Source organism: Pseudomonas sp. GYB4201, from assembly GCF_056312595.1.
Genome location: NZ_JBWGIG010000016.1, coordinates 60,069 through 86,353 on the forward strand (window position 1 = coordinate 60,069; position 26,285 = coordinate 86,353).

Consider the following 26,285-nt stretch of genomic DNA (forward strand, 5'->3'; position numbering starts at 1 on the left):
CCCTGCCTTGAAGGATGCCCGAGTTGCGAAACCACTGGCTGTTGCCACTGCTGATGACCGCCCTGCTGGCCGGCTGCGCCACCAGTGGCAGCCACCGTCAACCCAGCCAGGCCTTGCCCGCCGACCAGTCGGCGTTCGGCCGGTCGGTGCAGGCCCAGGTGGCGGACCACCAGGGGTTGTCCGGCTTCCGCCTGCTGCCCAACGGCCCGGAGGCGTTTCGCGCCCGCGCCGAGCTGATCCGCAACGCGCAGAAGAGCCTGGACCTGCAGTACTACATCGTCCATGACGGCCTGAGCACCCGCGCGCTGGTGCACGAACTGCTCAAGGCCGCTGACCGTGGCGTGCGCATCCGCATCCTGCTGGACGACACCACCAGCGACGGCCTGGACGACATCATCGCCACCCTGGCCGAGCACCCCAACATCCAGATCCGCCTGTTCAACCCGCTGCACCTGGGCCGCGCCACCGGCGCCACGCGGGCCATGGGCCGGTTGTTCAACCTGTCGCAGCAGCACCGGCGCATGCACAACAAGCTGTGGATCGCCGACGACAGCATGGCGATTGTCGGCGGTCGCAACCTGGGCGACGAATATTTCGACGCCGAGGCCAACCTCAATTTCACCGACATCGACCTGCTCAGCGTCGGCCCCGCCGCCGCCCACCTGGGGGAAAGTTTCGACCAGTACTGGAACAGCGCCCTGAGCCGGCCCATCGGCGAGTTCCTGTATTTCAAGCCCTCGCCCAAGGACCTGGTGAAGACCCGCGGGCGCCTGGAAGCCTGGCTCGCCGACGCCCGCGAGCAGCGCCCGGCGCTGTACCAGCGGATGATGAGCTACCGCTTCGAACCGCAAATGGCCACCTGGCGCAACGAGCTGATCTGGGCCGACAGCCAGGTGCTGTGGGACGCCCCCAGCAAGGTGCTGGCGGTGGATGAGCCCGACCCGCACCTGCTGCTCACCACGCAACTGGCGCCGCAGCTGGCCAATGTGCACCAGGAGCTGATGCTGATCTCGGCGTATTTCGTGCCCCGCGAGCCGGGCCTGTTGTACCTGACCGGCCGCGCCGACGCCGGGGTGTCGGTCAGCCTGCTGACCAACTCCCTGGAAGCCACCGACGTGCCCGCCGTGCACGGCGGCTACGCGCCCTACCGCAAGGCGCTGCTGGAGCACGGCGTGAAGCTGTACGAACTGCGCCGCCAGCCGGGCGAACAGCCCAAGCGCAAGCTGCTGGGCTTCCACGGCAGCTCCGACTCCAGCCTGCACAGCAAGGCCATGATCTTCGACCGCCAGCGGGTGTTCATCGGCTCGTTCAATTTCGATGCGCGCTCGGTGCTGTGGAACACCGAGGTAGGCGTGCTGGTGCACAGCCCGGAACTGGCCGAGCGCACCCGCGAGCTGGCGCTGCAGGGCATGGCGCCGGCGCTCAGCTACCAGGCGGTGCTGCAGGACGGCAAGGTGGTGTGGGTGACGGAAGACAACCATCACCTGCACACCCTGACCACCGAGCCGGGAGACCTGTGGCGGCGCTTCAATGCCTGGATGAGCAAAGCCATCGGCCTGGAGAAGATGCTCTGACGCCTGCACACCCGTAGCCGCTGCCGCCAGACTGCGCTGGCCAGCATGACCCCTGCAAATCTCCAGCGAGGCATACGGCCAGCGCAGCCTGCGGCAGCGGCTACGGGATTGGGTACCTGGGCGTCGTCAGGCCGGCAGCTCCAGCGCATGGGGTTTGCGCGCCAGCAGCACCAGGCCAAACGCGCCGGCAGCCATCAACAGCGGCAGCGCATGCCCGCTCACCCACTGGCTGCCGGCCCCGGCCAGCACCGGCCCGATCAGGCAGCCGATGCCCCACAGCTGCGCCACGTGGGCGTTGGCGCGCACCAGCGCGTCATCCCGGTAGCGCTCGCCAATCAGCACCAGCGACAAGGTGAACAGGCCACCGGCGCTGGCGCCGAAAATCACCCACAGCGGCCAGATGGCAATCGTCTCGATCAACAGCGGGATCGCCAGGCTGGACAGCATCAAGGCCACCGCGCAGCCAAAGAACAGCGTGCGCCGCGACATGCGGTCGGCCAGGGCGCCAATCGGCAGCTGCAACAGCGCGTCGCCCACCACCACGGTGCTGACCATGAACAGCGCGATCTGGGCGGTGAAACCCTGCTGCAGGCAATACACCGGCAACAGCGTGAGAATCATCGCCTCGAAAGCGGCAAACAGCGAAATGGCCCAGGCAATCACCGGCAGGCGCCGGCAGAAGCCGGCCAGGTCGCGCAGGGTGACGCTGCAGGCCTCGGCGCTGGGCGCGCCGCTGCGGCCCAACAGCAGCAAGGGCGACACCACCAGCAAGGCCACGCCCACCCAGAAACCGTAGTCCTGGTCGGTACCCACGGCGCCCAGCAGCAACGGCCCGCACAGCTGGCTCAGCGCATAGCTGCTGCCATACAGCGCCACCAGCCGGCCGCGCCACTGCTCCACGACGATCTGGTTGATCCAGCTTTCGCCGAGGATGAAGACGATGGTCAGCACCATGCCGATCAGCAGACGCAGCGCCAGCCACACCGGGTAGCTGGGTAGCAGCGCCAGCAGGCCGACGGACAGCGCCCCGCCCCACAGGCACAGGCGCATCAGCTGCGCCGTGCCAAAGCGCGCCGCCAGGCGGCTGGCCAGGCCGGCGCCGGCCAGCACGCCAATGGCCGGCATCGACGCCATGACGCCGATGGCGAAGCTGCCGTAGCCCCAGCCTTCCAGGCGCAGCGACACCAGCGGCATGCTCACGCCCAACGCCAGGCCTACGCTCAACACGGCGCTCAGCACGGCGAAATAGGTTCCCCAACGCATTTCCACGCTCCTGTGGATAACTGCCAAGACGACACAGCCGGGCCTCCCCTGCGGAAGGCCCGGCTGTGTCGAAGATCTCGTAGCCGCTGCCGAAGGCTGCGCTGGCTTTGATATACGCCGGAAATCTCCAGCGTGGCAGAAGGCCGGCGCAGCCTGGCGGCAGCGGCTACAGGGTTGTTTACAGCTTGATCCAGGTCGCCTTCAGCTCGGTGTACTTGTCGAACGCGTGCAGCGACTTGTCGCGGCCGTTGCCCGACTGCTTGAAGCCACCGAACGGCGCGGTCATGTCGCCACCGTCGTACTGGTTCACCCACACGCTGCCGGCGCGCAGCGCCTTGGCGGTCAGGTGGCCCTTGGAGATGTCCGAGGTCCACACCGCGGCGGCCAGGCCGTACGGGGTGTCGTTGGCGATGTTGATGGCTTCCTCGACGCTGTCGAAGGCAATCACCGACAGCACTGGCCCGAAGATCTCTTCCTGAGCGATGCGCATGGCGTTGTCCACGCCGTCGAAGATGGTCGGCTCCACGTAGGTGCCGCCGGTTTCTTCGAGGATGCGCTTGCCGCCCACCAGCAGCTTGGCGCCATCGCTGTGGCCAGCCTCGATGTAGGACAGCACGGTGTTCATCTGCTGGGTGTCCACCAGCGCACCGACGGTGGTTTCAGGGTCCAGCGGGTTGCCCGGCTTCCAGGCCTTCAGCGCTTCAAGCACCAGCGGCAGGAATTGATCCTTGATGGAACGCTCCACCAGCAGGCGCGAGCCGGCGGTGCAGACTTCGCCCTGGTTGAAGGCAATGGCGCTGGCAGCCGACTCGGCAGCAGCCTTCAGGTCCGGGGCATCGGCGAACACGATGTTCGGGCTCTTGCCGCCGGCTTCCAGCCACACGCGCTTCATGTTCGACTCGCCAGCGTAGATCATCAGCTGCTTGGCGATTTTGGTGGAGCCGGTGAACACCAGGGTGTCCACGTCCATGTGCAGCGCCAGGGCCTTGCCCACGGTGTGGCCGTAGCCTGGCAGCACGTTGAACACGCCCTTCGGAATGCCGGCCTCGATGGCCAGTTCGGCGATGCGGATGGCGGTCAGCGGCGACTTTTCCGACGGTTTGAGGATTACCGAGTTACCGGTGGACAGCGCCGGGCCCAGTTTCCAGCAAGCCATCATCAGCGGGAAGTTCCACGGCACGATGGCGGCCACGACGCCCACTGGCTCGCGGGTCACCAGACCCAGCTGGTCATGCGGGGTGGCGGCGACCTCGTCGTAGATCTTGTCGATGGCCTCGCCGCTCCAGGACAGCGCGTTGGCGGCGCCGGCCACGTCAATGTTCAGCGAGTCGCTGATCGGCTTGCCCATGTCCAGGGTTTCCAGCAGCGCCAGCTCCTGGGCGTTCTGCTTCAGCAGGCCGGCGAAGCGAATCATGGTGGCCTTGCGCTTGGCCGGGGCCAGGCGCGACCAGACGCCGCTGTTGAAGGTGCTACGGGCGTTTTCCACGGCGCGCTGGGCGTCCGCCAGGTCACAGCTGGCAACCTGCGCCAGGAGGCGACCGTCGACCGGGCTCAGGCACTCGAACGTGGCGCCGGAAGCGGCCGCGGTGTATTCACCGTTGATGAATGCACGGCCTTCAATCTTCACATCCCGGGCACGTTGTTCCCAGTCCGCACGAGTCAAAGTGGTCATACGTATCCCCTCCTCTTATTGATTTACAGCGCCCGCGAAGCATAATCGCGCACGCTTGCGAATAGTGCCGGTCCGGAATCGCGACTCACGGCATCCGTTACCCTAAACCACCCGGACCCGAATTTTCAATATATTTGACAACAAACAGTAAAAAGCCGTGTCATGTTTGTTTTATTGGACAACTGAGGAGGATTCGCCCATGAGCATCGCCACCATCGTCGACTTTGCCCTGGCCACCACGCCAGCCGATCACTACCGCCCCGCCGCGGAAAAGATTCTCAAGGGCGACCCTGCGCAAAAGGTCCACCACCACTACTCAAGCCCCTGCGAGCAATTTGGCGCGGGCGTGTGGGAAGGCGAAGTGGGCCAGTGGACCGTCAACTATACCGAGCATGAGTACTGTGAGATCGTGCAAGGCGTGTCCGTGCTGCGCGACCTGGACGGCAACGCCAAGACCCTGCGGGTGGGCGACCGCTTCGTGATCCCGGCAGGCTTCCGTGGCACCTGGGAGGTGCTGGAGCCGTGCCGCAAGATCTACGTGATGTTCGAGCAAAAAGCCTGACACGGCCACAAGGGCAGGGCTACCCGCTGCGAGTAGCCAGGAAGGCCGGTGCATGATGGGTAGTCCATCCGGACTATCCATACAAGGAAGTAGCACTATGACCAATGAACAGATCGTTGCCTTGCTCCAGCATTTGATCGGTACGCCGTACGTGCCTTGCGTCAAAACCTACATTGCCGAACTGACCCACCGAACACGTATCGTTGGGCCAGGCGAGATCTCCACGCGCGAGTACGACCCTCAGCGCATTCACATTTCAGTGAACGCCGACGGCCAGGTTGCATCGCTCCATTTCGGCTGATCCTGACGCAAAAAAAAGGCCCGCATCGTGAGATGCGGGCCTTTTTTTTCGGGCGAAAATCAATTACTTGATTTTGCCTTCTTTGTACATCACGTGCTTGCGAACAACCGGATCATATTTCTTGATCTCGATTTTGTCCGGGGTAGTACGCTTGTTCTTGTCGGTAGTGTAGAAATGACCAGTACCGGCACTCGAAATCAAACGAATCAATTCACGCATGATTTTGCTCCCTTAGACCTTGGCGCCAGCAGCGCGGATTTCGGCCAGCACGACATCAATGCCGCGCTTGTCGATGATACGCATGCCTTTGGCGGATACGCGCAGACGCACGAAACGCTTCTCGGACTCGACCCAGAAGCGGTGATGCTGCAGGTTCGGCAGGAAACGACGACGGGTTTTGTTGTTTGCGTGGGAAATGTTATTCCCAGTCACCGGACCCTTACCGGTAACTTGACATACTCTCGACATGCCTCAGCCCTCTAAAACCACATGCCCAACCCGGCATGGGTTGGCCGCTTATCTCTCAGTCTTGGCGCCAGGCGCCGCGTTTCTTCAGGGGTCTTACCAGCCTCGCCTGTCGGCGAAGGATCCGGGCCCCTAGAAAAGAGCGCTGCTTTATACCAGAAAGACCTGCGTGCAACAACTCCGACCGCACTTTCAATTCCGCGCCAAAGCCCTCGCCGCAGCGCAAAGGCCGCCGTTACAGGGCGCGCTGGCCCTGAACCGCTCGTCGCACCGGCAACGAAAATTTGGATGGTCAACGGCGCCAGAGATCACTAGGGTAGGACCTTTCTCCAGACTGCACTGGCAGATGGGTCATCAATCAGCCAAGGATCCCACCATGCGCCTAGCGACTTTGCCGCTGCTGCTCGCTCCCCTTTTCAGCCCGCTGCTGGCCCATGCGGCCCCGCTGACCGTGTGCACCGAAGCCAGCCCCGAGGGCTTCGACGTGGTGCAATACAACTCCCTGACCACCACCAACGCCTCGGCCGACGTGCTGATGAACCGCCTGGTGGACTACGATACCGCCCAGGGCAAGGTTGTCCCAAGCCTGGCCGACAGCTGGACCCTGTCCACCGACGGCCTGACCTACGAGTTCAAGCTGCACCCCGGGGTGAAGTTCCACAAGACCGAGTACTTCAGCCCCACCCGTGATCTCAGCGCCGAAGACGTGGTGTTCAGCTTCCAGCGCATGCTCGACGCCGGCAACCCGTGGCACAAGGTGGCCCAGAGCGGCTTCCCCCACGCCCAGTCGATGCAGTTGCCCGACCTGATCAAGAAGGTCGACGCGGTGGACCCGCTGACCGTGCGCTTCACCCTCAACCACCCCGACTCGACGTTCCTGGCCACCCTGACCATGGGCTTCGCGTCCATCTACTCGTCGGAGTACGCTGACCAGCTGCTGCGCGCCAACGCCCAGGACAAGCTCAACAGCCAGCCCATCGGCACCGGCCCCTTCGTCTTTGGCCGCTTCCAGAAGGACGCCGTGGTGCGCTACCGCGCCAACCCCAGCTACTTCCGTGGCAAGCCGGCGGTCGACCCGCTGATCTTCGCCATCACCGGCGACCCCACCGTGCGCCTGCAGAAACTCAAGCGCAACGAGTGCCAGATCGCCCTGTCGCCCAAGCCGCTGGACATCGCCGCGGCCAGCAGCGACAGCGCCCTGCAGGTGATCAAGACCCCGGCCTTCATGACCGCGTTCGTGGCCATCAACAGCCAGCACCCGCCGCTGGACAAGCCCCAGGTGCGCCAGGCCATCAACCTGGCCTTCGACAAGGCCAACTACCTCAAGGCAGTGTTCGAAGACACCGCGACCGCCGCCAACGGCCCCTACCCGCCCAACACCTGGAGCTACGCCAAGGACCTGCCCGGCTACAGCTATGACCCGGCCAAGGCCCGCGACCTGCTCGCCAAGGCCGGCCTTGCAAATGGCTTCAGCACCACCATCTGGACCCGCCCTTCCGGCAGCCTGCTCAATCCCAACCCCAGCCTGGGCGCACAGATGCTCCAGGCTGACCTGGGCAAGGTCGGCATCAAGGCCGACATCCGCGTGATCGAGTGGGGCGAGTTGATCCGCCGCGCCAAGGCCGGCGAGCACGACCTGCTGTTCATGGGCTGGGCCGGCGACAACGGCGACCCGGACAACTTCCTGACCCCGCAGTTTTCCTGCGCCGCCGTGCAGTCGGGCACCAACTTCGCCCGCTACTGCGAGCCGTCGCTGGACAAGCTGATCACCGCCGGCAAGACCACCGGCGACCAGGGCGTGCGCAGCCGCCTGTACCTGCAGGCGCAGCAGCAGATCCAGGAGCAGGCGCTGTGGGTGCCACTGGCACACCCGACCGCCGCCGTGCTGGCGCGCAGCAGCGTGAAGGGCTACGAGGTCAGCCCGTTTGGCCGCCAGGACTTTGCCAAGGTCACGGTAAGCCCTTGATGCGCTTGGAGTAATTGCACCAAATCAGGGCCGCATCGCGGCCCTGCACGTTTCAGGGGCGAAACAAGCCGCCAGGTTGTTCTGCAAACGCCGTCGATTGGCCGGAAAACGACGTGGCAGGCAATTTGCTATCACCAGGTCATCCTTTGTAGTCAATGTAAGGAATGGCCATGACCCTGCGTAGCGACTCCATGCAGCTTTCCCCCGCCGAGCGCCGCTGGCTGCCCTGGTTCGGCAAGACCGGCAAGCTGGCCATGCGCTGGGCCTGCCACTGGAACAGCGGCGCTGGCCACACCCTGGAAAAAACCTTCGAAGCCATCGCCGACACCCGTGTGAAGCTGCTGCACAGCTGGGCACAGGAGCAATGGCAGCACCTGGGCGAACTGGCCGCAGTGCTGGCGCGCGAGCCCGGCGGGGTGGACGCCGGGTTGCTGGCCGACAAACTGCGCCAGGCGCCATCGTTCTCCGAGCTGTTCGTGATCGACGCCAGCGGCGCGCTGCTGGCCAGCACGTTCGCCGGCCCGGCAAACCGCCAGGTGAACCCGGCCGCCCTCAAGGCAGGCTTGAAAGCGCCGTTTCTGCATGGCCCCTACGTTGACCCGCTGACCCTGCAAGCAGGCCCCTCGACCTCGCGCTTCCACGACGAGGTGACGCTGATGTTCTACCAGCCGCTCAGCCAGCACGGCAACGTCGTCGGTTGCCTGTGCGGGCGGGTGCCCAACGACGTGCTGGGCGACCTGATCCAGCGCGAAGCCGGGCACATCTACCCCGAGTCCGGCGACAACTACCTGTTCATGGTGCGCCCGCAGTTCGACCCCGCCGTGGCGCCCGGTACCGCGCTGTCGCGGTCACGCTTCGAGGACGGCACCTTCACCGGTGGCGACAACCTCAAGGACGGCGTGCGCACTGCCTTCGGCACCGTGCGCGTGCAGCGCCACACCGAGCTGGAACTGCGCTTCACCGACCCCGCCACCGGCCAGCTGCACCCCGGCATCCGCGAAACCATGCGCGCCGGCAGCAACCTGTTCGTCAGCTACCCCGGCTATTCCGACTACCGCCACATCCCCGTGATCGGCAAGGGCGTGACCTTCCAGCTGCCCGGCTCGCCAGACCGCTGGGGCATGATGTGCGAGGCCGACCTGGAAGAGGTCTACCGCCGCCGCTCGCTGACCCACGGCCTGATGAAGCCGTACCTGGCGACCATGGCCGCGCTGTTTGCCTGCAACTTCGCCGTGCAGCACTACAGCGGCCTGGCACAGACCTTCATCGACCTGATCCAGGCCGGCAGCATCCTGCTGGCCGCCTGGCTGTTCAGCGCCCTGGGGCCCAAGCGCCTGGCCGCGCGCCTGGAAGGCATGACCGACGTCATCCGCACCATTGCCGAAGGCGAGGGCAACCTGCGCCAGCGCCTGGACACCGGCACCCTGGCCAACGACGAGACCGGCGACATGGGCCGCTGGATCAACAGCTTCATCGACAACCTCGACGCCGTGGTGGGCCAGGTCATCGCCGCGTCCCATTCGGTGGGCCAGACCAACGAGATGATGCTGGGCAAGAGCCGCATGGCCGGGCAGACCTCCAACGACGTGGCCCAGGCCATCCACCGCATGATGATCATCGTCGAAGGCCAGCTGGGCGAGATCCAGCAGGCGTCGCTGACCGCCGAGCAGATGAAGCGCGCCATGGACGAGGTGGTGCTGCGCGCCCAGGCGCAGTTCGCCTCGGTGCAGGCCGGCACCCAGTCCATCCGCGACGTGGTGCAGCGCTCCGCCGCCAGCGTGCAGGAGCTGGACAAGCGCATGAGCGAGATCGGCACCTTCACCGGGCTGATCACCGACATCACCAACCAGACCAACCTGCTGGCCCTGAACGCCGCCATCGAAGCCGCCCGCGCCGGTGAAAACGGTCGTGGCTTCGCCGTGGTCGCCGACGAAGTCCGCACCCTGGCCAGCCGCACCGCCCAGGCGGCCGGGCAGATCCGCAGCATGGTCGAGGGCCTGCAGAACGAAACCCGCAACGCCGTGGCGTTCATGGAAGGCGGCGTGCAGAACGTCGACGACAGCCTGCGCCTGGCCGAAAACGCCTCCTCGGAGAACGTGCACCTGCACGAAGCCGTGGACAACCTCTTCGGCATCATTCAGCAGCTCAACGAAAAGAGCCTGGACTGCGGCCAGACCATCAAGCAGGTGGACCAGGCCAGCGGCGACATGCGCCAGACCGTGGTGGTGCTGCAGCACAGCGCCGAGCGGGTGAAGCTCAATGCCAGCAAGCTGCAGCAGCTGGTGGGGCAGTTCGAGGTGACGGCGGGGGCGGCGTGACGTTTGGTTGAAATATTCGGCAAAACGTTGACATTGGTGACAGCCGGCCCTACCGTCGACACCTGTAGACAACGTATACGTGCTATTTCTGGAGTGCTACCATGGCCTCACCTGTGCTGTCCTTCCGCGTGGAACCCGACCTGATCGACCAACTCGACCAGTTGGCCGCGGCAACCGACCGTGACCGCCAGTACCATCTGAAACGCGCCCTGGCTCGTTATGTTGAAGCCGAATCCTGGCATTTTCGCGCCGTAGCCGAAGGGATCGCGGACGCGGAAGCAGGCAACCTGACCGAATTGGATGCCGTGAAGGCTAAGTGGGAAGCGCGTGCCAAGAATCGCATTGACCAGCAAGGCGGAAAGTGACCTCGAGGGCATTTTCGAGCATTACGCTCGCTTGATTGGCAACGAAAGGGCCGAAGCCGTCGTTTTCAGCGTGCTCGAGGCGCTTGCCGCGCTTGAAGCCTTCCCCCAGCTCGGCCGGGCTTCCGACATTCCCGATTGCAGGGAACTGATCTTCTCGAAATACCCTTACCGCGCGGTGTATAGCGTCAAGGGCAGCGCCCTGCTGGTCTATCGGATCCTGCACCAACACGCCGAACGCCCGGAAGACTGGTAAAGCCTAGTACCGTGGTGGCGCCGGACGCAGCCTTCGGCAGCTGCTACGCGAGGTGGCTTTGGCCTAACCCCGTAGCAGCGGCCACAGGCCGCGTCCCCGGGCGCTGCGATAAGCCCTGGCGCGGCCACCGGCTCAAAGCCAACCATACTCCACCATCGACAGCGGCTCCCCCTCGCCAATGATGATGTGGTCCAGCACCCGCACCTCCACCAGGCCCAGGGCTTCCTTGAGGCGCTGGGTCAGCACGCGGTCGGCCTGGCTGGGGGCCGGGTTGCCCGAAGGGTGGTTGTGGCACAGGATCAGCGCCGCGGCGTTGTAGGCCAACGCACGCTTGACCACCTGCCGGGGGTACACCGTGGCACCGTCGATGGAGCCGCGAAACAGCACCTCGAAAGCCAGCACCCGGTGCTTGGTGTCCAGGAACAGGCAGCCAAACACCTCGTGGGGCTCGTGCCGCAGCATGGCCTTGAGGTAGTCGCGGACGGCACGCGGGCTTTCCAGGGCCGAATCACGGGTCAGGCGCTCGGCCAGGTGGCGACGGGCCATTTCCAGCACCGCCTGCAACTGGGCGAACTTGGCCGACCCCAACCCCAAATGGCTGCTGAAGGTCTTCTGCTCGGCCTCCAGCAGCGCACGCAGGCTGCCAAAACCCTCCAGCAGCGTACGCGCAAGGTCCACCGCGCTTTTGCCGGCCACCCCGGTGCGCAGGAATATCGCCAGCAACTCGGCGTCCGAAAGGGCCGCTGCCCCGTGCTTCAACAGCTTTTCCCGCGGCCGTTCCGCCGCCGGCCAATCACGAATACTCATGGCATCTCCTTGCCTGTGTGTGCGCTGCTCCCTGCTTGGCGCTGTGCTATCTTAGCCCATCTTTTTTGCACGGTGAGCCGGCCCGGGGAGGTGCCATCACCGAGCGTAATCACTGGATCTGAAGGCAGGCCTATGCAGCGGCTGTATCGAAAACGCATCGTTCTGGGCGTCGGCGGCGGCATCGCCGCCTACAAGAGCGCCGAGCTGGTTCGCAGGCTTCTGGACCAGGGCGCCGAAGTGCGCGTGGTCATGACCCGCGGCGGCGCCGAATTCATTACCCCGCTGACCATGCAGGCCCTGTCGGGCCACCCCGTGCACCTGGACCTGCTGGACCCGGCGGCCGAAGCCGCCATGGGCCACATCGAACTGGCCAAGTGGGCCGACCTGGTGCTGATCGCACCCGCTACCGCCGACCTGATCGCGCGCCTGGCCCAAGGCCTGGCCAACGACCTGCTGACCACCCTGGTGCTGGCCACCGACGCCACCGTGGCCCTGGCCCCGGCCATGAACCAGGCCATGTGGCGCGACCCGGCCACCCAGGCCAACCTGCAACTGCTGCAAAGCCGCGACATGAAAGTGTTCGGCCCTGCGGCCGGCAGCCAGGCCTGCGGCGACATCGGCCTGGGCCGCATGCTGGAAGCCACCGAGCTGGCCCAGTGCGCCGCCGACTGCTTCCAGCGCCAGGTGCTGACCGGCAAGCATGTGGTGATCACCGCCGGCCCCACCCAGGAAAACATCGACCCGGTGCGCTACATCACCAACCACAGCTCCGGCAAGATGGGCTTCGCCCTGGCCGAGGCCGCGGTGGAAGCCGGCGCCCGGGTGACGCTGATCAGCGGCCCGGTGCACCTGCCCACGCCGGACCGGGTCAACCGCATCGACGTGGTCAGCGCCCGCGACATGCTGGCCGCCTGCGAGGCCGCGATCCCCTGCGACGTGTTCATTGCCTCGGCTGCGGTGGCTGACTATCGCCCTGAGGTGGTTGCCGCACAGAAATTGAAGAAAGACCCTACAAACGGCGACGGCCTTCTCCTGCAAATGGTGCGCAACCCGGACATCCTGGCCACTATCGCCACGCGTCCCGACCGCCCCTTCAGCGTCGGCTTTGCCGCCGAGACCGAGCACCTGCTCGACTACGCCGCACGCAAGCTCAAAGACAAGAACCTCGACTTGATTGTCGCCAATGACGTGGCCAACCCCAGCATCGGCTTCAACAGCGAGGAAAACGCGGTCAGCCTGATTGACCGCGGGCTCAACACCACGGTGTTCAGCCAGACCAGCAAGGGCAAGATTGCCCGCCAGATCGTTTCCTTCATCGCCCAACGGCTCGACCAGGTTTAACCATGCACGCTTTGCAAGCCAAGATTCTCGACCCACGCATCGGCAGCGAATTCCCCCTGCCGCAGTACGCCACCCCCGGCTCCGCCGGCCTGGACCTGCGCGCCATGCTCAAGGAAGACACTGTCCTTGAGCCGGGCCAGACCCTGCTGATTCCTACCGGCCTGTCCATCTACATCGGCGACCCGGGCCTTGCGGCCATGATCCTGCCGCGCTCGGGCCTGGGCCACAAACACGGCATCGTGCTGGGCAACCTGGTGGGCCTGATCGACTCCGACTACCAGGGCGAGCTGATGGTGTCGTGCTGGAACCGTGGCCAGACCGCCTTCAACATCGCCGTCGGCGAGCGCATCGCCCAGCTGGTGCTGGTGCCGGTGGTTCAAGCTCACTTCGAACTGGTCGATACATTCGACGAAACCCAGCGTGGTGCTGGGGGGTTCGGCCACTCCGGCAGCCATTGACTACGCTGGAGTAACAGCAAAATCGCGGCCGGCTAGCCGAGCGTCAAAGGGAGATGCGCAGTGAACGATTTCACAGCTGGCGGCCAGGTCCGCGCCACTGACACCAGTGCGCCCCAGATCCGCAGCGCCCTGTGGGTGGCGGTGATGGGGCTGGCCGTGGCGACCGTGCTGGTGGGCCTTGGCCTGCCCAGCCCGTCGCCAGCCGCGCTGTATCGCTCGATGGCGCAGGTCGCCGCCAGCAACCAGGGCCTGGAACTGCAGAAGCAGGCGGCCGTCCTGGTGGCGCAGACCGACAGCGCCACCCACCAGCAGGAAGTGCTGCACGCCACCCAGGCCACCGCGCAGCCCGGCGCCCTGCTGGCCGCGCTGGACTACCTGCCCGGGCTGGTGGACGCCTACGCCGTCGCCCGCGGCCAGGCAGCGCTGGACAACAACCGCCCCTCGCCAGTCAATTTCGTCAGCCTGGACCTGATTCGCCAGGTCGAGGCCGGCGCGCGGCCGCTGCTGCAGGCGCAGAAAGTCGGCGAGCGCTGGCTGGTGTACAGCCTGGCGCCCATCCATGACGCCAGCGGCACCACCGTGCTGGGCACCCTGCTGCTGAGTTTCGACCTCGGCGCCCTGACCACGGCATTCGCGGCCCTGCCCGCCGATTTCGGCGAAGTGGAGCTGCAGCAACGCTTTGGCCAGGGCGCGGCGCAGAGCCTGTTCAAGACCGGCACCGCGGTGCTGGACGACCATTACCCGGTCACCGCCGGCAACTGGACCCTGGTCTTCACCCCCGGCACTCTGTTCAAGCCGGCGCTGCAGTGGCGCAGCCTGGTGTTCTGGCCGCTGGCCCTGCTGCTCGCCATCGGCGGCGCCTGGCTGGCCCTGGGCATGCTGGCCCGGCGCCTGCGCGAGCAACTGGCGGGCGATGCCCGGCAATTGACCCAGCTGATCCAAGAACTCTCGGGCGGAAAAGCCGTCAAAGCCTTCAGCCTGAGCCTGCCAGAGCTCAACGTGGTGGCGGCAAGCCTCGCCCGGCTGTCGCTGCAGGGTAATCGCCACGCCTCGCCAGTTGCGCCTGCCGTGCCACTGCCCACGGACCCCGGCCTGCTCGAACCAGCGTTTCCCACGCACGACCAGGCCCCCAAGAACATGGAGCCCCGCAACGCAATGAATGGCCAAGCGCACGTCGCCCCCCGGCTTCCCGAGAGCATTTTCCGCGCCTACGACATCCGCGGTGTGTTCGGCGACACCCTGACCGCCGAGGCCGCCTACTGGATCGGCCGCGCCATTGGCTCGCAGAGCCTGGCCCAGGGCGAGCCCAACGTGGCCGTGGGTCGCGATGGCCGGCTGTCCGGCCCGGTGCTGGTGCAACAGCTGATCCAGGGCATCGCCGACTGCGGCTGCCACGTCACCGACGTCGGCCTGGTGCCGACCCCGGCGCTGTACTTCGCCGCCAACGTGCTGGCCGGCAAGTCCGGCGTGATGCTGACCGGCAGCCACAACCCGCGCGACTACAACGGCTTCAAGATCGTCATCGCCGGCGACACCCTCGCCAACGAGCAGATCCTGGCCCTGCACCAGCGCCTGAAGGACAACGACCTGGCCAGCGGCCAGGGCACGGTCGAGCAGGTCGAGATACTGGACCGCTATGTACAGCGCATTCGCGACGACATCGTCCTGGCGCGTCGGCTGAAGGTGGTGGTGGACTGCGGCAACGGCGCCGCCGGCGTCATCGCCCCGCAGCTGATCGAAGCGCTGGGCTGCGAGGTCATCCCGCTGTTCTGCGAAGTGGACGGCAACTTCCCCAACCATCACCCCGACCCGGGCAAGCTCGAGAACCTCGAGGACCTGATTGCCAAGGTGCGCGAGACCGGCGCCGACCTGGGCCTGGCCTTCGACGGCGACGGCGACCGCGTGGGCGTGGTAACCAACACCGGCACCGTGGTGTACCCCGACCGCCTGCTGATGCTGTTTGCAAGGGACGTGGTGGCCCGCAACCCGGGCGCCGACGTGATCTTCGACGTCAAGTGCAGCCGCCGCCTCAGCCCGCTGATCAGCAGCTACGGCGGCCGCCCCGTCATGTGGAAGACCGGCCACTCGCTGATCAAGAAGCACATGAAGCTCACCGGCGCGCTGCTGGCGGGCGAGATGAGTGGGCACATCTTCTTCAAGGAGCGCTGGTACGGCTTCGACGACGGCATCTACAGCGCCGCGCGGCTGCTGGAGATACTCAGCCAGGGCAAAGACAGCGCCGAAGCGCTGTTCGCGGCGTTCCCGAACGATATTTCTACCCCCGAACTCAATATACATGTGACCGACGAGGGTAAATTCAGCATCATTGATGCTCTGCAACGCGACGCACACTGGGGCGACGCCAACCTGACCACCATCGACGGTGTGCGGGTGGACTATCCCAAGGGCTGGGGGCTGGTACGCGCCTCCAACACCACACCTGTGCTGGTGCTGCGTTTCGAGGCCGACGACCAGGCGGAACTCGAGCGCATCCAGGACGTTTTCCGCGCAGAGCTGCAAAAAATCGCCCCTGATCTCCAATTACCGTTCTGATTGTTTCACTGGAGCCCTGCATGACCCTCGAACGTGATGCCGCCACCAACGTCGCCAAGGTACTGTCCGAAGCGCTGCCCTACATCCGCCGCTTCGTCGGCAAGACGCTGGTGATCAAGTACGGCGGCAACGCCATGGAGAGCGAAGAGCTCAAGACCGGCTTTGCCCGCGACATCGTGCTGATGAAGGCCGTGGGCATCAACCCGGTGGTCGTCCACGGTGGTGGCCCGCAGATCGGTGACCTGCTCAACCGCCTGTCGATCAAGAGCGAGTTCATCGACGGCATGCGCGTGACCGACGCCCAGACCATGGACGTGGTGGAAATGGTCCTCGGCGGCCAGGTGAACAAGGACATCGTCAACCTGATCAACCGCCACGGCGGCAGCGCCATCGGCCTGACTGGCAAGGACGCGGAGCTGATCCGCGCGAAAAAACTGCAGGTCACCCGCCAGACCCCGGAAATGACCAAGCCGGAAATCATCGACATCGGCCACGTGGGCGAAGTGGTCGGCGTGAACACCGACCTGCTGAACATGCTGGTGAAGGGCGACTTCATTCCGGTGATCGCGCCGATCGGCGTGGGCCCGGACGGCGAGTCCTACAACATCAACGCTGACCTGGTGGCCGGCAAGGTCGCCGAGGCGCTGAAGGCCGAGAAGCTGATGCTGCTGACCAACATCGCCGGCCTGATGGACAAGCAGGGCAACGTGCTGACCGGCCTGAACACCGAACAGGTGAACGCGCTGATCGCCGACGGCACCATCTACGGCGGCATGCTGCCCAAGATCCGTTGCGCGCTGGAAGCGGTGCAGGGCGGCGTGACCAGCTCGCACATCATCGATGGCCGCGTACCCAACGCCACCCTGCTGGAAATCTTCACCGATATCGGCATGGGCACCATGATCAGCAACCGCAAGCGTCATTGATTGCCACCTGACGCGGCCGCCAGGCCGCGTCAGGCTCCGCTCAATTGCCCAACAGCTTCGCCAACCGCGCCCGGTCCCGGGCAAACTGCTGGTCGATCTGCTGCCGCGTGGCCTGGTAGTTGACGATCCGCGCGCTGACATCCGCACGCTGGCCTTCGATGGCCTTCATCTGTTCCAGCAGCTCCTGCGGCACCGGCTGGCCGTTGCGCTCCAGCTCCGCCGCCTGCGCCTGCAAACTGTTGCGCTGCCCTTGCATGGTCACCAGGTTGCCATTCGCGATCGCCACCATACCATCGATCTCGGCAAGGCGCTGCGCCCTGGCACGGTCGAGTTCACTGAGGCTGGGGTAGAGATGCAATAGTTGGTTGTCCGCCGCCGCCTGGGCGCTGGCCGCCTGCTGCTGGCGCAATTCGTCGGCGCTGGGGGCGGGCGGCACGGTCTGCACCACGCGGCCCTGGGCGTTGAGCACTTCATAGCCTTTGCCGACGTATTCAGGCGGCACGCCCTGGCGGTCCAGCACGGTCACCCCGTGGCTGTCCACGTAGCGGTAGAACACCAGCGGCGGGCCGTCGGCAGCCCACGCGGGCGAGGCCGCCAACGCCGCCAGCAGGCAGCACGTGGCGAAACCTCGCACGGCAGTCACCCAGTCAGATACCGAACTGGGCGCGGTAGGCCTGCACGGCCGGCAGGTGTTGCTTGAGCTCGGCGTCGTCGGCCAGGAACTCCAGCACCTGGTCCAGGGACACGATGCTGACTACTGGAATGCCGAAGTCACGCTCCACTTCCTGGATGGCCGACAGCTCGCCGTTGCCGCGCTCCTGGCGGTTCAAGGCGATCAGCACGCCGGCAGCCTTGGCATTCTGGGCAGTGATGATCTGCATCACTTCGCGAATGGCGGTGCCTGCAGTGATCACGTCGTCGATGATCAGGATGTCGCCTTCCAGCGGCGAGCCCACCAGGCTGCCACCTTCGCCGTGATCCTTGGCTTCCTTGCGGTTGAAGCACCACGGAATATCGATGCCATGGTGCTCGGCCAGCTGCACTGCGGTGGCCGCTGCCAGGGGAATACCCTTGTAGGCTGGGCCAAACAGCACGTCGAAGGCGATACCGCTTTCAACCACGGCGGCCGCGTAGTATTTACCCAGCTGGGCCAGGGCAGTACCGCTGTTGAACAGGCCGGCATTGAAGAAATAAGGACTGGTGCGCCCGGATTTCAGGGTGAACTCACCGAAACGCAGTACCCCGCGATCGATGGCAAAACGAATGAAGTCGCGTTGATAGGCGTGCATAAAAAGTCCCGAATACCACGGCTTTAGCTAATTGAGTTGAGCTCGGGTATCATACACGCACGAGATTTTTGGGGCCATTTATGCGGATCATCAGTGTGAACGTTAATGGTATTCATGCCGCAGTCGAGCGTGGTTTGCTCAGTTGGCTGCAGGCACAGAATGCCGACGTCATCTGCCTGCAGGATACTCGTGCCTCCGCCTTTGAACTGGACGATCCAGCCTTCCAACTGGATGGCTACTTCCTTTATGCCTGCGATGCCGAAGTGCCCACCCAAGGTGGCGTGGCACTTTACTCGCGGTTGCAACCCAAGGCGGTAATCAGCGGCCTCGGCTTCGAGACAGCCGACCGCTACGGGCGCTACCTGCAAGCAGACTTCGACAAATTGAGCATCGCCACCCTGCTGTTGCCTTCGGGCCAGAATGGCGATGAAGACTTGAACCAGAAGTTCAAGTTGATGGACGACTTCGGCAAGTACCTGGACAAGCAGCGCCGCAAGCGCCGCGAGTACATCTACTGCGGCTCGCTGTATGTGGCGCAGCAGAAGCTGGACATCAAGAACTGGCGCGACAGCCAGCAGTCGCCCGGCTTCCTGGCGCCGGAACGTGCCTGGATGGACGAGATCGTTGGCAACATGGGCTACGTGGATGCCCTGCGCGAAGTCAGCCGCGAAGGCGACCAGTACAGCTGGTGGCCCGATAACGAACAGGCCGAGATGCTCAACCTGGGCTGGCGCTTCGACTACCAGCTGCTGACCCCAGGCCTGCGACGCTTCGTGCGCAGCGCTCGCCTGCCACGCCAGCCGCGCTTCTCCCAGCATGCCCCGTTCATCGTGGACTATGACTGGACCTTGACCATCTGAATGGTCGAGGCGCGAAAAAGCCGACCCTTGGGTCGGCTTTTTTGTGGGTTCGGACGCCGCCCGTAGCAGCTGCCGAAGGCGGCGTCCGACGCTATCAGTCAGCCAACGCAGCTTGCTGCAGCTCGAACAGCTCGACCATGCCTTTCTGCGCCAACGCCAGCATGGCGTTCAGCTCTTGCGGCTGGAACGGCGCGCCTTCGGCGGTGCCCTGCACTTCGATGAAACCACCAGCGCTGGTCATCACCACGTTCAGGTCGGTCTCGGCAGCCGAGTCTTCCAGGTAGTCCAGGTCCAGCACCGGCTCGCCCTGGTACATGCCCACCGAGACGGCGGAGATCATGTGCTTGAGCGGGTCGCCGCCTTTCAGGCCGCCACGCTTCTTGATCACTTTCAGCGCGTCGACCAGGGCCACCATGGCGCCGGTGATGGACGCGGTGCGGGTGCCGCCGTCGGCCTGGATCACGTCGCAGTCGACGTACAGGGTGACGTCGCCCAGCTTGGACATGTCCAGGGCTGCGCGCAGCGAACGGCCGATCAGGCGCTGGATTTCCAGGGTGCGGCCGCCCTGCTTGCCCTTGCTCGCTTCGCGCTGGTTACGCTCGCCGGTGGCACGCGGCAGCATGCCGTACTCGGCGGTCAGCCAACCCTGGCCCTGGCCCTTCAGGAAGCGCGGCACGCCATTCTCGACGCTGACCGTGCAGATAACCTTGGTGTCACCGAACTCGACCAGTACAGACCCTTCGGCGTGCTTGGTGTAGTTGCGGGTGATGCGGATCGAGCGGAGCTGATCGGCAGCGCGACCACTTGGACGTTTCATCTGGGATACCTGTACTGAGGAACGAAAACTGCCGAGCATTATAAGACCTGTGGTCATTTAATGCCCGACTTGAGTTGCAACACCATGGCGCGCGGGCCAGGGGAAACATTTTTCAGCCAGACGGTCGACATGCTGTAACAGCAATGGTTTGGGCGCCAGCGCACCGGTGCGCTACAATCCTGCGCCTTTGCAGCCGTACGGCTTTCATTCCCTTTCTGCGAGGTACTCCCATGGTGCACAGCATGACCGCCTTCGCCCGCGTCGAACGGGCGGGCACCCAGGGGACCCTCAGCTGGGAATTGCGCTCGGTCAACCACCGCTACCTGGAACCGCACCTGCGCCTGCCCGAAGCCTTCCGCGACCTGGAAATCGCCGTGCGCGAAGCACTGCGCCAGGGCATCTCGCGCGGCAAGGTGGAATGCACCCTGCGCTTCTGCGAGGTGAACAGCGGCAAGCCGCTGCAGGTCGACCGCGAACGCGCCGCGCAACTAGTGGCCGCCGCCGAGACCGTCGCCAGCCTGATCAAGCAGCCCGCCGCGCTCAACCCGCTGGAAGTGCTGGGCTGGCCCGGCGTGCTGGTGGCCGACGCCGCCGACCCGCAGGCGCTGAACCAGGAAGCCATCGAGCTGTTCAACGAAGCGCTCAAGGAACTCAAGGCCGGCCGCGACCGCGAAGGGGCCGAGCTGGCCCGGCTGATCAACGACCGCCTCGACGCCATGGCCACCGAGGTCAAGACCCTGCGCAGCCAGGTGCCACACATGCTGGCCGTGCAGCGCCAGAAGATCCTCGACCGCTTCGCCGACATGCAGGCCGAGCTCGACCCCCAGCGCCTGGAGCAGGAAATGGTGCTGCTGGCGCAGAAGAGCGATGTCGCCGAAGAGCTGGACCGCCTCAGCACCCACGTCACCGAGGTGCGGCGCGTGCTCAAGGCTGGCGGCGCGGCAGGCCGGCGCCTGGACTTCCTGATGCAGGAACTCAACCGCGAAGCAAACACACTGGGCTCCAAGGCCTTCGACCCGCGCAGCACCCAGGCTGCGGTCAACCTCAAGGTGTTGATCGAGCAGATGCGTGAACAAGTGCAGAATATTGAGTAAGGCAACCGCAGAATGAACCACAGCACCGGCACCCTGTACATCGTTTCCGCCCCTTCGGGCGCGGGCAAGACCAGCCTGGTCAATGCGCTGATCAACGCGCAGCCGAACATTCGTGTCTCGGTCTCGCACACCACCCGCGCCATGCGCCCGGGCGAGGTGAACGGCGTGAACTACCACTTCGTCGATCGTGCCGAGTTCGTGCGCATGATCGAGCACGGCGACTTCCTGGAGCAGGCCGAAGTGTTCGGCAACCTCTACGGCACCTCGCAGAGCACCCTGCAGCAGACCCTGGACGAAGGCCACGACCTGATCCTGGAAATCGACTGGCAGGGCGCCCAGCAGGTGCGCAAGCTGATGCCGGCGGCGCGCTCCATCTTCATCCTGCCGCCAACCCAGCAGGCCTTGCGCCAGCGCCTGACCAACCGTGGCCAGGACAGCGACGAGATCATCGACGGGCGCATGCGCGAAGCCGTCAGCGAGATGAGCCACTACGTCGAGTACGACTACCTGGTGATCAACGACGATTTCGCCACCGCGCTGGACGACCTGAAGGCGATTTTCCGCGCCAATACCCTGGAACAAGCCCAGCAACAGGGTCGTTTTACCGATCTATTGAGCCAATTACTGGCTTGAATGAAGCTTTCCGCGCTGCGATAGGTTACCGTTGAGGTGTCTACGCAGCGCCCTGGCGAGCTGTTTGAAAATCAGCGCTTCCCTAAACGCTGGTGATTTTTTAAACTATCGAGTCCGCTCGCCCATCCGGGCTGCGCGCATACTGCATTTGCTACGAGGAAGACCATGGCCCGCGTAACCGTTGAAGACTGTCTAGAACACGTGGAAAACCGCTTTGAGCTGGTCATGCTCTCTACCAAGCGTGCCCGTCAACTGGCCACCGGCGGCAAAGAGCCCCTGGTCCAGTGGGAAAACGACAAGCCTACCGTTGTGGCCCTGCGCGAAATCGCCGAAGGCCTGATGAGCTACGAGTTCATCGCCAACGCCGAAATCGTCGAGGACGAACCGCTGTTCGCAGCGTTCGAGGACGAGTCCAACGAGGCCGTCTAAGCCTATGCCTGGTCGACGTAGCACGGCGCGGGAACACAGCCTACGGCAGGAGTCATCATGCCGAGCATAGACGCCCTCGCCGATCGCTTATCGACCTACCTCGGTGCCGACCAGGTCAACCTGGTCCGCCGGGCGTACTTCTACGCCGAACAAGCCCACGACGGCCAACGCCGCCGCAGCGGCGAGCCTTACGTCACGCATCCGCTGGCGGTGGCAAACATTCTTGCCGACATGCACATGGACCATCAGAGCCTGATGGCGGCCATGCTGCATGACGTGATCGAAGACACCGGCATCGCCAAGGAAGCCCTCAGCTCGCAGTTTGGCGAGACCGTGGCGGAACTGGTGGATGGGGTCAGCAAGCTGACCCAGATGAACTTCGAGACCAAGGCCGAGGCCCAGGCCGAGAACTTCCAGAAGATGGCGATGGCCATGGCACGCGACATTCGCGTGATCCTGGTCAAGCTGGCCGACCGCCTGCACAACATGCGCACCCTGGAAGTGCTGTCCGGCGAAAAACGCCGGCGTATCGCCAAGGAAACCCTGGAAATCTACGCCCCCATCGCCAACCGGCTGGGCATGCACAACGTGCGCGTGGAATTCGAGGACCTGGGCTTCAAGGCCATGTACCCCATGCGCTCCGCGCGCATCTACCAGGCGGTGAAGCGCGCCCGCGGCAACCGCAAGGAGATCGTCCAGAAGATCGAGCAGTCCCTGAGCCATTGCCTGGCCGTGGACGGCATCGAGGGCGACGTCAGCGGCCGCCAGAAGCACATCTATGGCATCTACAAGAAGATGCGCGGCAAGCGCCGCGCCTTCAACGAGATCATGGACGTGTACGCCTTCCGCATCGTGGTGGACAAGGTCGACACCTGCTACCGCGTGCTCGGCGCCGTGCATAATTTGTACAAACCGTTGCCTGGGCGCTTCAAGGATTACATCGCGATACCCAAGGCCAACGGCTACCAGTCGCTGCACACCACGCTGTTCGGCATGCACGGCGTACCGATCGAGATCCAGATCCGTACCCGTGAAATGGAAGAGATGGCCAACAACGGCATCGCCGCCCATTGGCTGTACAAGTCCAGCGACGACGAACAGCCCAAGGGCACCCATGCCCGTGCCCGCCAGTGGGTCAAGGGCGTGCTGGAAATGCAGCAACGTGCCGGCAACTCCCTGGAATTCATCGAAAGCGTGAAGATCGACCTGTTCCCGGACGAGGTCTACGTGTTCACGCCCAAGGGCCGCATCATGGAGCTGCCCAAAGGCTCCACGGCTGTCGACTTCGCCTACGCGGTGCACACCGACGTGGGCAACAGCTGCATCGCCTGCCGCATCAACCGCCGCTTGGCGCCACTGTCCGAACCGCTGCAAAGCGGCTCCACGGTGGAAATCGTCAGCGCGCCGGGCGCACGGCCGAACCCGGCCTGGCTCAATTTCGTGGTCACCGGCAAGGCGCGCACGCACATTCGCCACGCGCTGAAGCTGCAGCGCCGCTCCGAGTCCATCAGCCTGGGCGAACGCCTGCTGAACAAGGTGCTCAACGGCTTCGACAGTGCCCTGGAAAACATTCCCGCTGAACGCGTGCACGCCATGCTGGCCGAATACCGCCTGGAGCAGATCGAAGACCTGCTCGAGGACATCGGCCTGGGCAACCGCATGGCCTACGTGGTGGCGCGCCGCCTGCTGGCCAGCGAAGGCGAGCAATTGCCCAGCCCGGAAGGCCCGCTGGCCATCCGCGGCACCGAAGGCCTGGTGCTCAGCTACGCCAAGTGCTGCACACCGATCCCGGGCGACCCTATCGTCGGCCACCTGTCGGCGGGCAAGGGCATGGTCGTGCACCTGGAAAACTGCCGCAACATCAGTGAAATCCGCCACAACCCGGAAAAGTGCATCCAGCTTTCCTGGGCCAAGGACGTCACGGGCGAATTCAATGTCGAGCTGCGCGTGGAGCTCGAGCACCAGCGCGGCCTGATTGCCCTGCTGGCCAGCAGCGTCAACGCCGCCGATGGCAATATCGAAAAGATCAGCATGGACGAGCGCGATGGTCGCATCAGCGTGGTCCAGTTGGTCGTCAGCGTGCACGACCGCGTGCACCTGGCTCGCGTGATCAAGAAACTGCGGGCGCTGACCGGCGTCATCCGTATCACGCGGATGCGTGCGTAACGCGGCCTTCCCCCTGCCAAGGAGTCACCAATGACCAAGACCGTTATCACCAGCGACAAGGCCCCGGCCGCCATCGGCACCTACTCCCAGGCCATCAAGGCGGGCAACACCGTCTACATGTCCGGGCAGATCCCGCTGGACCCGAAAACCATGGAACTGGTGGAAGGTTTCGAAGCCCAGACCGTACAGGTCTTCGAAAACCTGAAGGCCGTGGCCGAAGCAGCCGGCGGTTCGTTCAAGGACATCGTCAAGCTGAACATCTTCCTGACCGACCTGAGCCACTTCGCCAAGGTCAACGAGGTAATGGGCCGCTACTTCGAGCAGCCATACCCAGCCCGCGCCGCCATCGGCGTGGCCGCACTGCCACGCGGTGCACAGGTTGAAATGGACGCCATCCTGGTCGTCGAGTAAACCGAGTACGGCGAAGCGCCAGGCGGTTCGCCTTTCCCCTCCCCGGAAGGATTCCCTACATGCGCCACGCGCTTGTCCTGCCGTTGCTGGCCGCCCTACTGAGCGGCTGCGCCAGTCACAGCAATGTCGACCCCAGCGGGGTCTGGATCAACCAGAAAGCCATCGATACCGCCGCCAAGGGCCAAGGCCTGCGCGACGCCCTGGGCGCCAATGGCCCGGTGCTGGAATGGCAGCTCAACAGCAAGGCTGGCCAGGTCAGCTTCAGCAACGGCTTTGAACGTGCCCAGGGCAACCTGCAACCGTTGGGCAAAGGCAAATGGGCGGCCGATTTCCAGGGCCACCAGCAGCTGCAACTGACCACCGATGACGACGAGCTGATCCTGGCGGCCAGCCAGTCGGGCCCCAAGCAGGTGTTCGTCAAGCCCAAGACCAGCGTCGACCCTGGCGCCCCACTGGGCAGCAGCTTCGAGCAGGCGCTGTATGCCGCCTACCTGGGTGGCGAATGGAAGATCGTCGAAGGCGCCGGCGAAGGCGGCGTGGTGCATTTCATGGCCAACGGCCAACTGGCCGGCTTCCCCAACGCCGACCGCTATGCCCTGTGCCTGGCGGGCGACTGCGCGACCATGACCGGCGATGCCGACAGCATGTGGATCGAGCTGAACAAGCAAGGCGCGCCGTACATCTTCAAGCGTGACGGCAAGCAGCTGGAAATCTTCGAGGTGGTCAACCAGGCCCAGGCCGACGAGATGCCCAGCTTCAAGGCCGGCGCCCGCCGCTGGCTGCTAAAGAAGCAATAACCCCTCTTCCCGTAGCAGCTGCCGCAGGCGGCGTCCGGCGGTGAGCCTGCCTAACCGCGGTGCCCATGACGCGGCCTAAGGGCCGCTGCTACAGGGGAGTGGAGAGGATGGCTTCATAGCCCTCGCGATAGCTGGGGTACTGCGGCGCCCACCCCAACGCCCGGGCCCGGGCATTGCTGCAGCGCTTGTTGCCGTTGCGGCGCACGCTGGCCTCCTCCGCCCAGCCCTGCACGCCCAGGCGCGCCCGCAACCACTCCACCACCTCGGCCAGCGGCGCCGGCTTGTCGTCCACGCCCAGGTAGCAACTGGCTACCGGTTCGCCCTGCACATCCTGCTGCAACAGAAACGCCAGCAGCCCGGCGGCATCGTCGCTGTGGATGCGGTTGCCGAACAGCGCAGGCTCGTGGGCTACCCGATAGCCTTGGCGTACCTGCTCCAGCAGCCGCTCGCGGCCAGGGCCGTAAATGCCGGTCAGGCGCACGATAGTGGCCGGCCAGCCGCTGACCCGGGCCACCTGCTCGGCTTGCAGCATCAGGCGGCCGGAATACGCGGTGGGCTCGGTGGGTGAATATTCGTCAATCCACTCCCCACCCGATTGCGCATACACGCTGCTGCTGGACACGAACACCAGCCGCTGGGGCGCCTGCCGGTTGTCCTTGAGCCAACCTACCACCCGGGTCAGCCCGTCGACGTAAGCCGCCTGATACCCGGCCTCGTCATGCTGGCTGGCCGCCACGCAGTACACCACGTAGTCGATGGGCCCCTGGGGCCAGCCCGCCGGGCATTGCTCCGCGGCCAGGTCGCCGGCCACCGGCAGCACGCCCTGGGGCAGCCTGGCCACCTGCCGGCGCAACCCGTGGACCTGCCAATTGAGCGCAAGCAGCTGCCTGGCCAGGCGGCCGCCGACATCGCCACATCCAATGATCAAAACGCTTGGCACGGGCATTTCCTTACTCCTGAATCAA

General features: G+C 64.9%; 27 protein-coding genes. 18 read left to right on the top strand and 9 right to left on the bottom strand.

Going from position 1 to position 26,285, the window contains the following annotated elements; genetic code table 11:
• Positions 1-14: 14 nt before the first annotated feature.
• A complete protein-coding gene (locus AC0Z2B_RS16820) occupies positions 15-1,574 on the top strand; it encodes a phospholipase D family protein (RefSeq protein WP_416421835.1) in 1,560 nt (519 codons plus the stop codon).
• A 126-nt stretch (positions 1,575-1,700) separates the two neighbouring features.
• Here AC0Z2B_RS16820 and AC0Z2B_RS16825 read toward each other — a convergent pair whose 3' ends face one another.
• The gene (locus AC0Z2B_RS16825) at positions 1,701-2,837 is read right to left on the bottom strand and encodes an MFS transporter (protein WP_476298143.1); all 1,137 of its coding nucleotides are present in this window, start codon (positions 2,835-2,837) and stop codon (positions 1,701-1,703) included.
• Between the two features lie 178 nt (positions 2,838-3,015).
• Positions 3,016-4,509 carry an aldehyde dehydrogenase gene (locus tag AC0Z2B_RS16830; RefSeq protein WP_476298145.1) on the bottom strand — a complete coding sequence of 498 codons (1,494 nt, stop codon included), beginning with the start codon at positions 4,507-4,509 and terminating at the stop codon, positions 3,016-3,018.
• 199 nt (positions 4,510-4,708) lie between these two features.
• Here AC0Z2B_RS16830 and AC0Z2B_RS16835 point away from each other — a divergent pair, with 199 nt between their 5' ends.
• Entirely contained in the window at positions 4,709-5,071 is a 363-nt protein-coding gene (locus AC0Z2B_RS16835; RefSeq protein ID WP_416421832.1) for a cupin domain-containing protein, read from the top strand.
• Positions 5,072-5,168: 97 nt separating this feature from the next.
• The gene (locus AC0Z2B_RS16840) at positions 5,169-5,372 is read left to right on the top strand and encodes an I78 family peptidase inhibitor (RefSeq protein WP_476298147.1); all 204 of its coding nucleotides are present in this window, start codon (positions 5,169-5,171) and stop codon (positions 5,370-5,372) included.
• A 63-nt stretch (positions 5,373-5,435) separates the two neighbouring features.
• On the opposite strand, the gene rpmG is transcribed toward AC0Z2B_RS16840, so the two are convergent.
• Both rpmG and rpmB read right to left on the bottom strand, forming a co-directional pair.
• The gene (gene rpmG / locus AC0Z2B_RS16845) at positions 5,436-5,591 is read right to left on the bottom strand and encodes a 50S ribosomal protein L33 (RefSeq protein ID WP_016772554.1); all 156 of its coding nucleotides are present in this window, start codon (positions 5,589-5,591) and stop codon (positions 5,436-5,438) included.
• Between the two features lie 12 nt (positions 5,592-5,603).
• Positions 5,604-5,840 carry a 50S ribosomal protein L28 gene (gene rpmB / locus AC0Z2B_RS16850; protein ID WP_008366806.1) on the bottom strand — a complete coding sequence of 79 codons (237 nt, stop codon included), beginning with the start codon at positions 5,838-5,840 and terminating at the stop codon, positions 5,604-5,606.
• A gap of 373 nt (positions 5,841-6,213) precedes the next feature.
• Here rpmB and AC0Z2B_RS16855 point away from each other — a divergent pair, with 373 nt between their 5' ends.
• The 4 genes from AC0Z2B_RS16855 to AC0Z2B_RS16870 all read left to right on the top strand — a co-directional run bounded on the left by AC0Z2B_RS16855 (position 6,214) and on the right by AC0Z2B_RS16870 (position 10,739).
• A complete protein-coding gene (locus tag AC0Z2B_RS16855) occupies positions 6,214-7,803 on the top strand; it encodes an ABC transporter substrate-binding protein (protein WP_476298149.1) in 1,590 nt (529 codons plus the stop codon).
• Between the two features lie 170 nt (positions 7,804-7,973).
• Positions 7,974-10,121, top strand: a complete 2,148-nt coding sequence (locus AC0Z2B_RS16860) for a methyl-accepting chemotaxis protein (RefSeq protein WP_476298151.1) — start codon at positions 7,974-7,976, stop codon at positions 10,119-10,121.
• 101 nt (positions 10,122-10,222) lie between these two features.
• A complete protein-coding gene (locus AC0Z2B_RS16865) occupies positions 10,223-10,486 on the top strand; it encodes a CopG family ribbon-helix-helix protein (protein ID WP_416421829.1) in 264 nt (87 codons plus the stop codon).
• Positions 10,464-10,739, top strand: coding sequence for a type II toxin-antitoxin system RelE/ParE family toxin (locus AC0Z2B_RS16870; protein WP_476298153.1), 276 nt, complete (start codon positions 10,464-10,466; stop codon positions 10,737-10,739). Before AC0Z2B_RS16865 ends, AC0Z2B_RS16870 begins: the two co-directional genes overlap by 23 nt.
• Positions 10,740-10,871: 132 nt before the next feature.
• On the opposite strand, the gene radC is transcribed toward AC0Z2B_RS16870, so the two are convergent.
• On the bottom strand, positions 10,872-11,546 hold the full coding sequence (gene radC / locus AC0Z2B_RS16875; protein WP_476298155.1) for a RadC family protein: 675 nt from the start codon (positions 11,544-11,546) through the stop codon (positions 10,872-10,874).
• Positions 11,547-11,678: 132 nt separating this feature from the next.
• Between radC and coaBC the strand changes: the two genes are divergently transcribed.
• From coaBC to argB, 4 genes are read left to right on the top strand one after another with little or no spacing between them, the layout of a single operon-like run.
• A complete protein-coding gene (gene coaBC / locus AC0Z2B_RS16880) occupies positions 11,679-12,887 on the top strand; it encodes a bifunctional phosphopantothenoylcysteine decarboxylase/phosphopantothenate--cysteine ligase CoaBC (protein ID WP_416421826.1) in 1,209 nt (402 codons plus the stop codon).
• A 2-nt stretch (positions 12,888-12,889) separates the two neighbouring features.
• Positions 12,890-13,345, top strand: a complete 456-nt coding sequence (gene dut, locus AC0Z2B_RS16885) for a dUTP diphosphatase (protein WP_476298157.1) — start codon at positions 12,890-12,892, stop codon at positions 13,343-13,345.
• A 60-nt stretch (positions 13,346-13,405) separates the two neighbouring features.
• Complete coding sequence (locus AC0Z2B_RS16890; protein WP_476298159.1) at positions 13,406-15,898, top strand: phosphomannomutase/phosphoglucomutase; 2,493 nt, start codon at positions 13,406-13,408, stop codon at positions 15,896-15,898.
• 20 nt (positions 15,899-15,918) lie between these two features.
• The gene (gene argB, locus AC0Z2B_RS16895; RefSeq protein WP_008366823.1) at positions 15,919-16,824 is read left to right on the top strand and encodes an acetylglutamate kinase; all 906 of its coding nucleotides are present in this window, start codon (positions 15,919-15,921) and stop codon (positions 16,822-16,824) included.
• A gap of 40 nt (positions 16,825-16,864) precedes the next feature.
• On the opposite strand, the gene AC0Z2B_RS16900 is transcribed toward argB, so the two are convergent.
• Both AC0Z2B_RS16900 and pyrE read right to left on the bottom strand, forming a co-directional pair.
• A complete protein-coding gene (locus AC0Z2B_RS16900) occupies positions 16,865-17,467 on the bottom strand; it encodes a DUF4124 domain-containing protein (protein WP_476298161.1) in 603 nt (200 codons plus the stop codon).
• A 4-nt stretch (positions 17,468-17,471) separates the two neighbouring features.
• Positions 17,472-18,113, bottom strand: coding sequence for an orotate phosphoribosyltransferase (pyrE, locus tag AC0Z2B_RS16905; RefSeq protein WP_416421823.1), 642 nt, complete (start codon positions 18,111-18,113; stop codon positions 17,472-17,474).
• An 80-nt stretch (positions 18,114-18,193) separates the two neighbouring features.
• Here pyrE and AC0Z2B_RS16910 point away from each other — a divergent pair, with 80 nt between their 5' ends.
• A complete protein-coding gene (locus AC0Z2B_RS16910) occupies positions 18,194-18,973 on the top strand; it encodes an exodeoxyribonuclease III (RefSeq protein WP_008366828.1) in 780 nt (259 codons plus the stop codon).
• Positions 18,974-19,067: 94 nt separating this feature from the next.
• Here the strand turns inward: AC0Z2B_RS16910 and rph are convergent, their stop codons facing one another.
• Positions 19,068-19,790 (bottom strand): ribonuclease PH, encoded by a 723-nt coding sequence (gene rph / locus AC0Z2B_RS16915; protein ID WP_476298163.1) that lies wholly within the window; start codon positions 19,788-19,790, stop codon positions 19,068-19,070.
• A 230-nt stretch (positions 19,791-20,020) separates the two neighbouring features.
• Between rph and AC0Z2B_RS16920 the strand changes: the two genes are divergently transcribed.
• From AC0Z2B_RS16920 to AC0Z2B_RS16945, 6 genes are all read left to right on the top strand, one after another.
• A complete protein-coding gene (locus AC0Z2B_RS16920; protein ID WP_473005052.1) occupies positions 20,021-20,884 on the top strand; it encodes a YicC/YloC family endoribonuclease in 864 nt (287 codons plus the stop codon).
• 12 nt (positions 20,885-20,896) lie between these two features.
• Entirely contained in the window at positions 20,897-21,517 is a 621-nt protein-coding gene (gene gmk, locus AC0Z2B_RS16925) for a guanylate kinase (protein ID WP_416421820.1), read from the top strand.
• 165 nt (positions 21,518-21,682) lie between these two features.
• Positions 21,683-21,946: a DNA-directed RNA polymerase subunit omega gene (gene rpoZ, locus AC0Z2B_RS16930; protein ID WP_003177259.1), complete on the top strand. Its 264-nt coding sequence runs from the start codon at positions 21,683-21,685 to the stop codon at positions 21,944-21,946.
• A 57-nt stretch (positions 21,947-22,003) separates the two neighbouring features.
• Positions 22,004-24,112 (top strand): bifunctional GTP diphosphokinase/guanosine-3',5'-bis pyrophosphate 3'-pyrophosphohydrolase, encoded by a 2,109-nt coding sequence (gene spoT / locus AC0Z2B_RS16935; RefSeq protein WP_416421819.1) that lies wholly within the window; start codon positions 22,004-22,006, stop codon positions 24,110-24,112.
• A gap of 30 nt (positions 24,113-24,142) precedes the next feature.
• A complete protein-coding gene (locus AC0Z2B_RS16940) occupies positions 24,143-24,523 on the top strand; it encodes a RidA family protein (RefSeq protein WP_008366837.1) in 381 nt (126 codons plus the stop codon).
• A 59-nt stretch (positions 24,524-24,582) separates the two neighbouring features.
• Positions 24,583-25,320, top strand: coding sequence for a hypothetical protein (locus tag AC0Z2B_RS16945; protein WP_416421818.1), 738 nt, complete (start codon positions 24,583-24,585; stop codon positions 25,318-25,320).
• Positions 25,321-25,408: 88 nt separating this feature from the next.
• On the opposite strand, the gene AC0Z2B_RS16950 is transcribed toward AC0Z2B_RS16945, so the two are convergent.
• Positions 25,409-26,266, bottom strand: coding sequence for an SDR family oxidoreductase (locus AC0Z2B_RS16950; RefSeq protein WP_476298166.1), 858 nt, complete (start codon positions 26,264-26,266; stop codon positions 25,409-25,411).
• Between the last annotated feature and the right edge of the window lie 19 nt (positions 26,267-26,285).

Bases quoted from the DNA above. Each gene is read 5' to 3' on its own strand.
- AC0Z2B_RS16840 (WP_476298147.1), top strand. From the start codon at position 5,169: ATGACCAATGAACAGATCGTTGCCTTGCTCCAGCATTTGATCGGTACG.
- pyrE (WP_416421823.1), bottom strand. From the start codon at position 18,113: ATGCACGCCTATCAACGCGACTTCATTCGTTTTGCCATCGATCGCGGG.
- AC0Z2B_RS16945 (WP_416421818.1), top strand. From the start codon at position 24,583: ATGCGCCACGCGCTTGTCCTGCCGTTGCTGGCCGCCCTACTGAGCGGC.
- AC0Z2B_RS16825 (WP_476298143.1), bottom strand. From the start codon at position 2,837: ATGCGTTGGGGAACCTATTTCGCCGTGCTGAGCGCCGTGTTGAGCGTA.
- argB (WP_008366823.1), top strand. From the start codon at position 15,919: ATGACCCTCGAACGTGATGCCGCCACCAACGTCGCCAAGGTACTGTCC.
- AC0Z2B_RS16865 (WP_416421829.1), top strand. From the start codon at position 10,223: ATGGCCTCACCTGTGCTGTCCTTCCGCGTGGAACCCGACCTGATCGAC.
- AC0Z2B_RS16920 (WP_473005052.1), top strand. From the start codon at position 20,021: ATGGTGCACAGCATGACCGCCTTCGCCCGCGTCGAACGGGCGGGCACC.
- AC0Z2B_RS16835 (WP_416421832.1), top strand. From the start codon at position 4,709: ATGAGCATCGCCACCATCGTCGACTTTGCCCTGGCCACCACGCCAGCC.
- AC0Z2B_RS16910 (WP_008366828.1), top strand. From the start codon at position 18,194: ATGCGGATCATCAGTGTGAACGTTAATGGTATTCATGCCGCAGTCGAG.
- rpmB (WP_008366806.1), bottom strand. From the start codon at position 5,840: ATGTCGAGAGTATGTCAAGTTACCGGTAAGGGTCCGGTGACTGGGAAT.
- AC0Z2B_RS16830 (WP_476298145.1), bottom strand. From the start codon at position 4,509: ATGACCACTTTGACTCGTGCGGACTGGGAACAACGTGCCCGGGATGTG.
- AC0Z2B_RS16855 (WP_476298149.1), top strand. From the start codon at position 6,214: ATGCGCCTAGCGACTTTGCCGCTGCTGCTCGCTCCCCTTTTCAGCCCG.
- gmk (WP_416421820.1), top strand. From the start codon at position 20,897: ATGAACCACAGCACCGGCACCCTGTACATCGTTTCCGCCCCTTCGGGC.
- rpoZ (WP_003177259.1), top strand. From the start codon at position 21,683: ATGGCCCGCGTAACCGTTGAAGACTGTCTAGAACACGTGGAAAACCGC.
- AC0Z2B_RS16820 (WP_416421835.1), top strand. From the start codon at position 15: ATGCCCGAGTTGCGAAACCACTGGCTGTTGCCACTGCTGATGACCGCC.
- spoT (WP_416421819.1), top strand. From the start codon at position 22,004: ATGCCGAGCATAGACGCCCTCGCCGATCGCTTATCGACCTACCTCGGT.
- dut (WP_476298157.1), top strand. From the start codon at position 12,890: ATGCACGCTTTGCAAGCCAAGATTCTCGACCCACGCATCGGCAGCGAA.
- rpmG (WP_016772554.1), bottom strand. From the start codon at position 5,591: ATGCGTGAATTGATTCGTTTGATTTCGAGTGCCGGTACTGGTCATTTC.
- coaBC (WP_416421826.1), top strand. From the start codon at position 11,679: ATGCAGCGGCTGTATCGAAAACGCATCGTTCTGGGCGTCGGCGGCGGC.
- AC0Z2B_RS16860 (WP_476298151.1), top strand. From the start codon at position 7,974: ATGACCCTGCGTAGCGACTCCATGCAGCTTTCCCCCGCCGAGCGCCGC.
- AC0Z2B_RS16950 (WP_476298166.1), bottom strand. From the start codon at position 26,266: ATGCCCGTGCCAAGCGTTTTGATCATTGGATGTGGCGATGTCGGCGGC.
- AC0Z2B_RS16940 (WP_008366837.1), top strand. From the start codon at position 24,143: ATGACCAAGACCGTTATCACCAGCGACAAGGCCCCGGCCGCCATCGGC.
- rph (WP_476298163.1), bottom strand. From the start codon at position 19,790: ATGAAACGTCCAAGTGGTCGCGCTGCCGATCAGCTCCGCTCGATCCGC.
- radC (WP_476298155.1), bottom strand. From the start codon at position 11,546: ATGAGTATTCGTGATTGGCCGGCGGCGGAACGGCCGCGGGAAAAGCTG.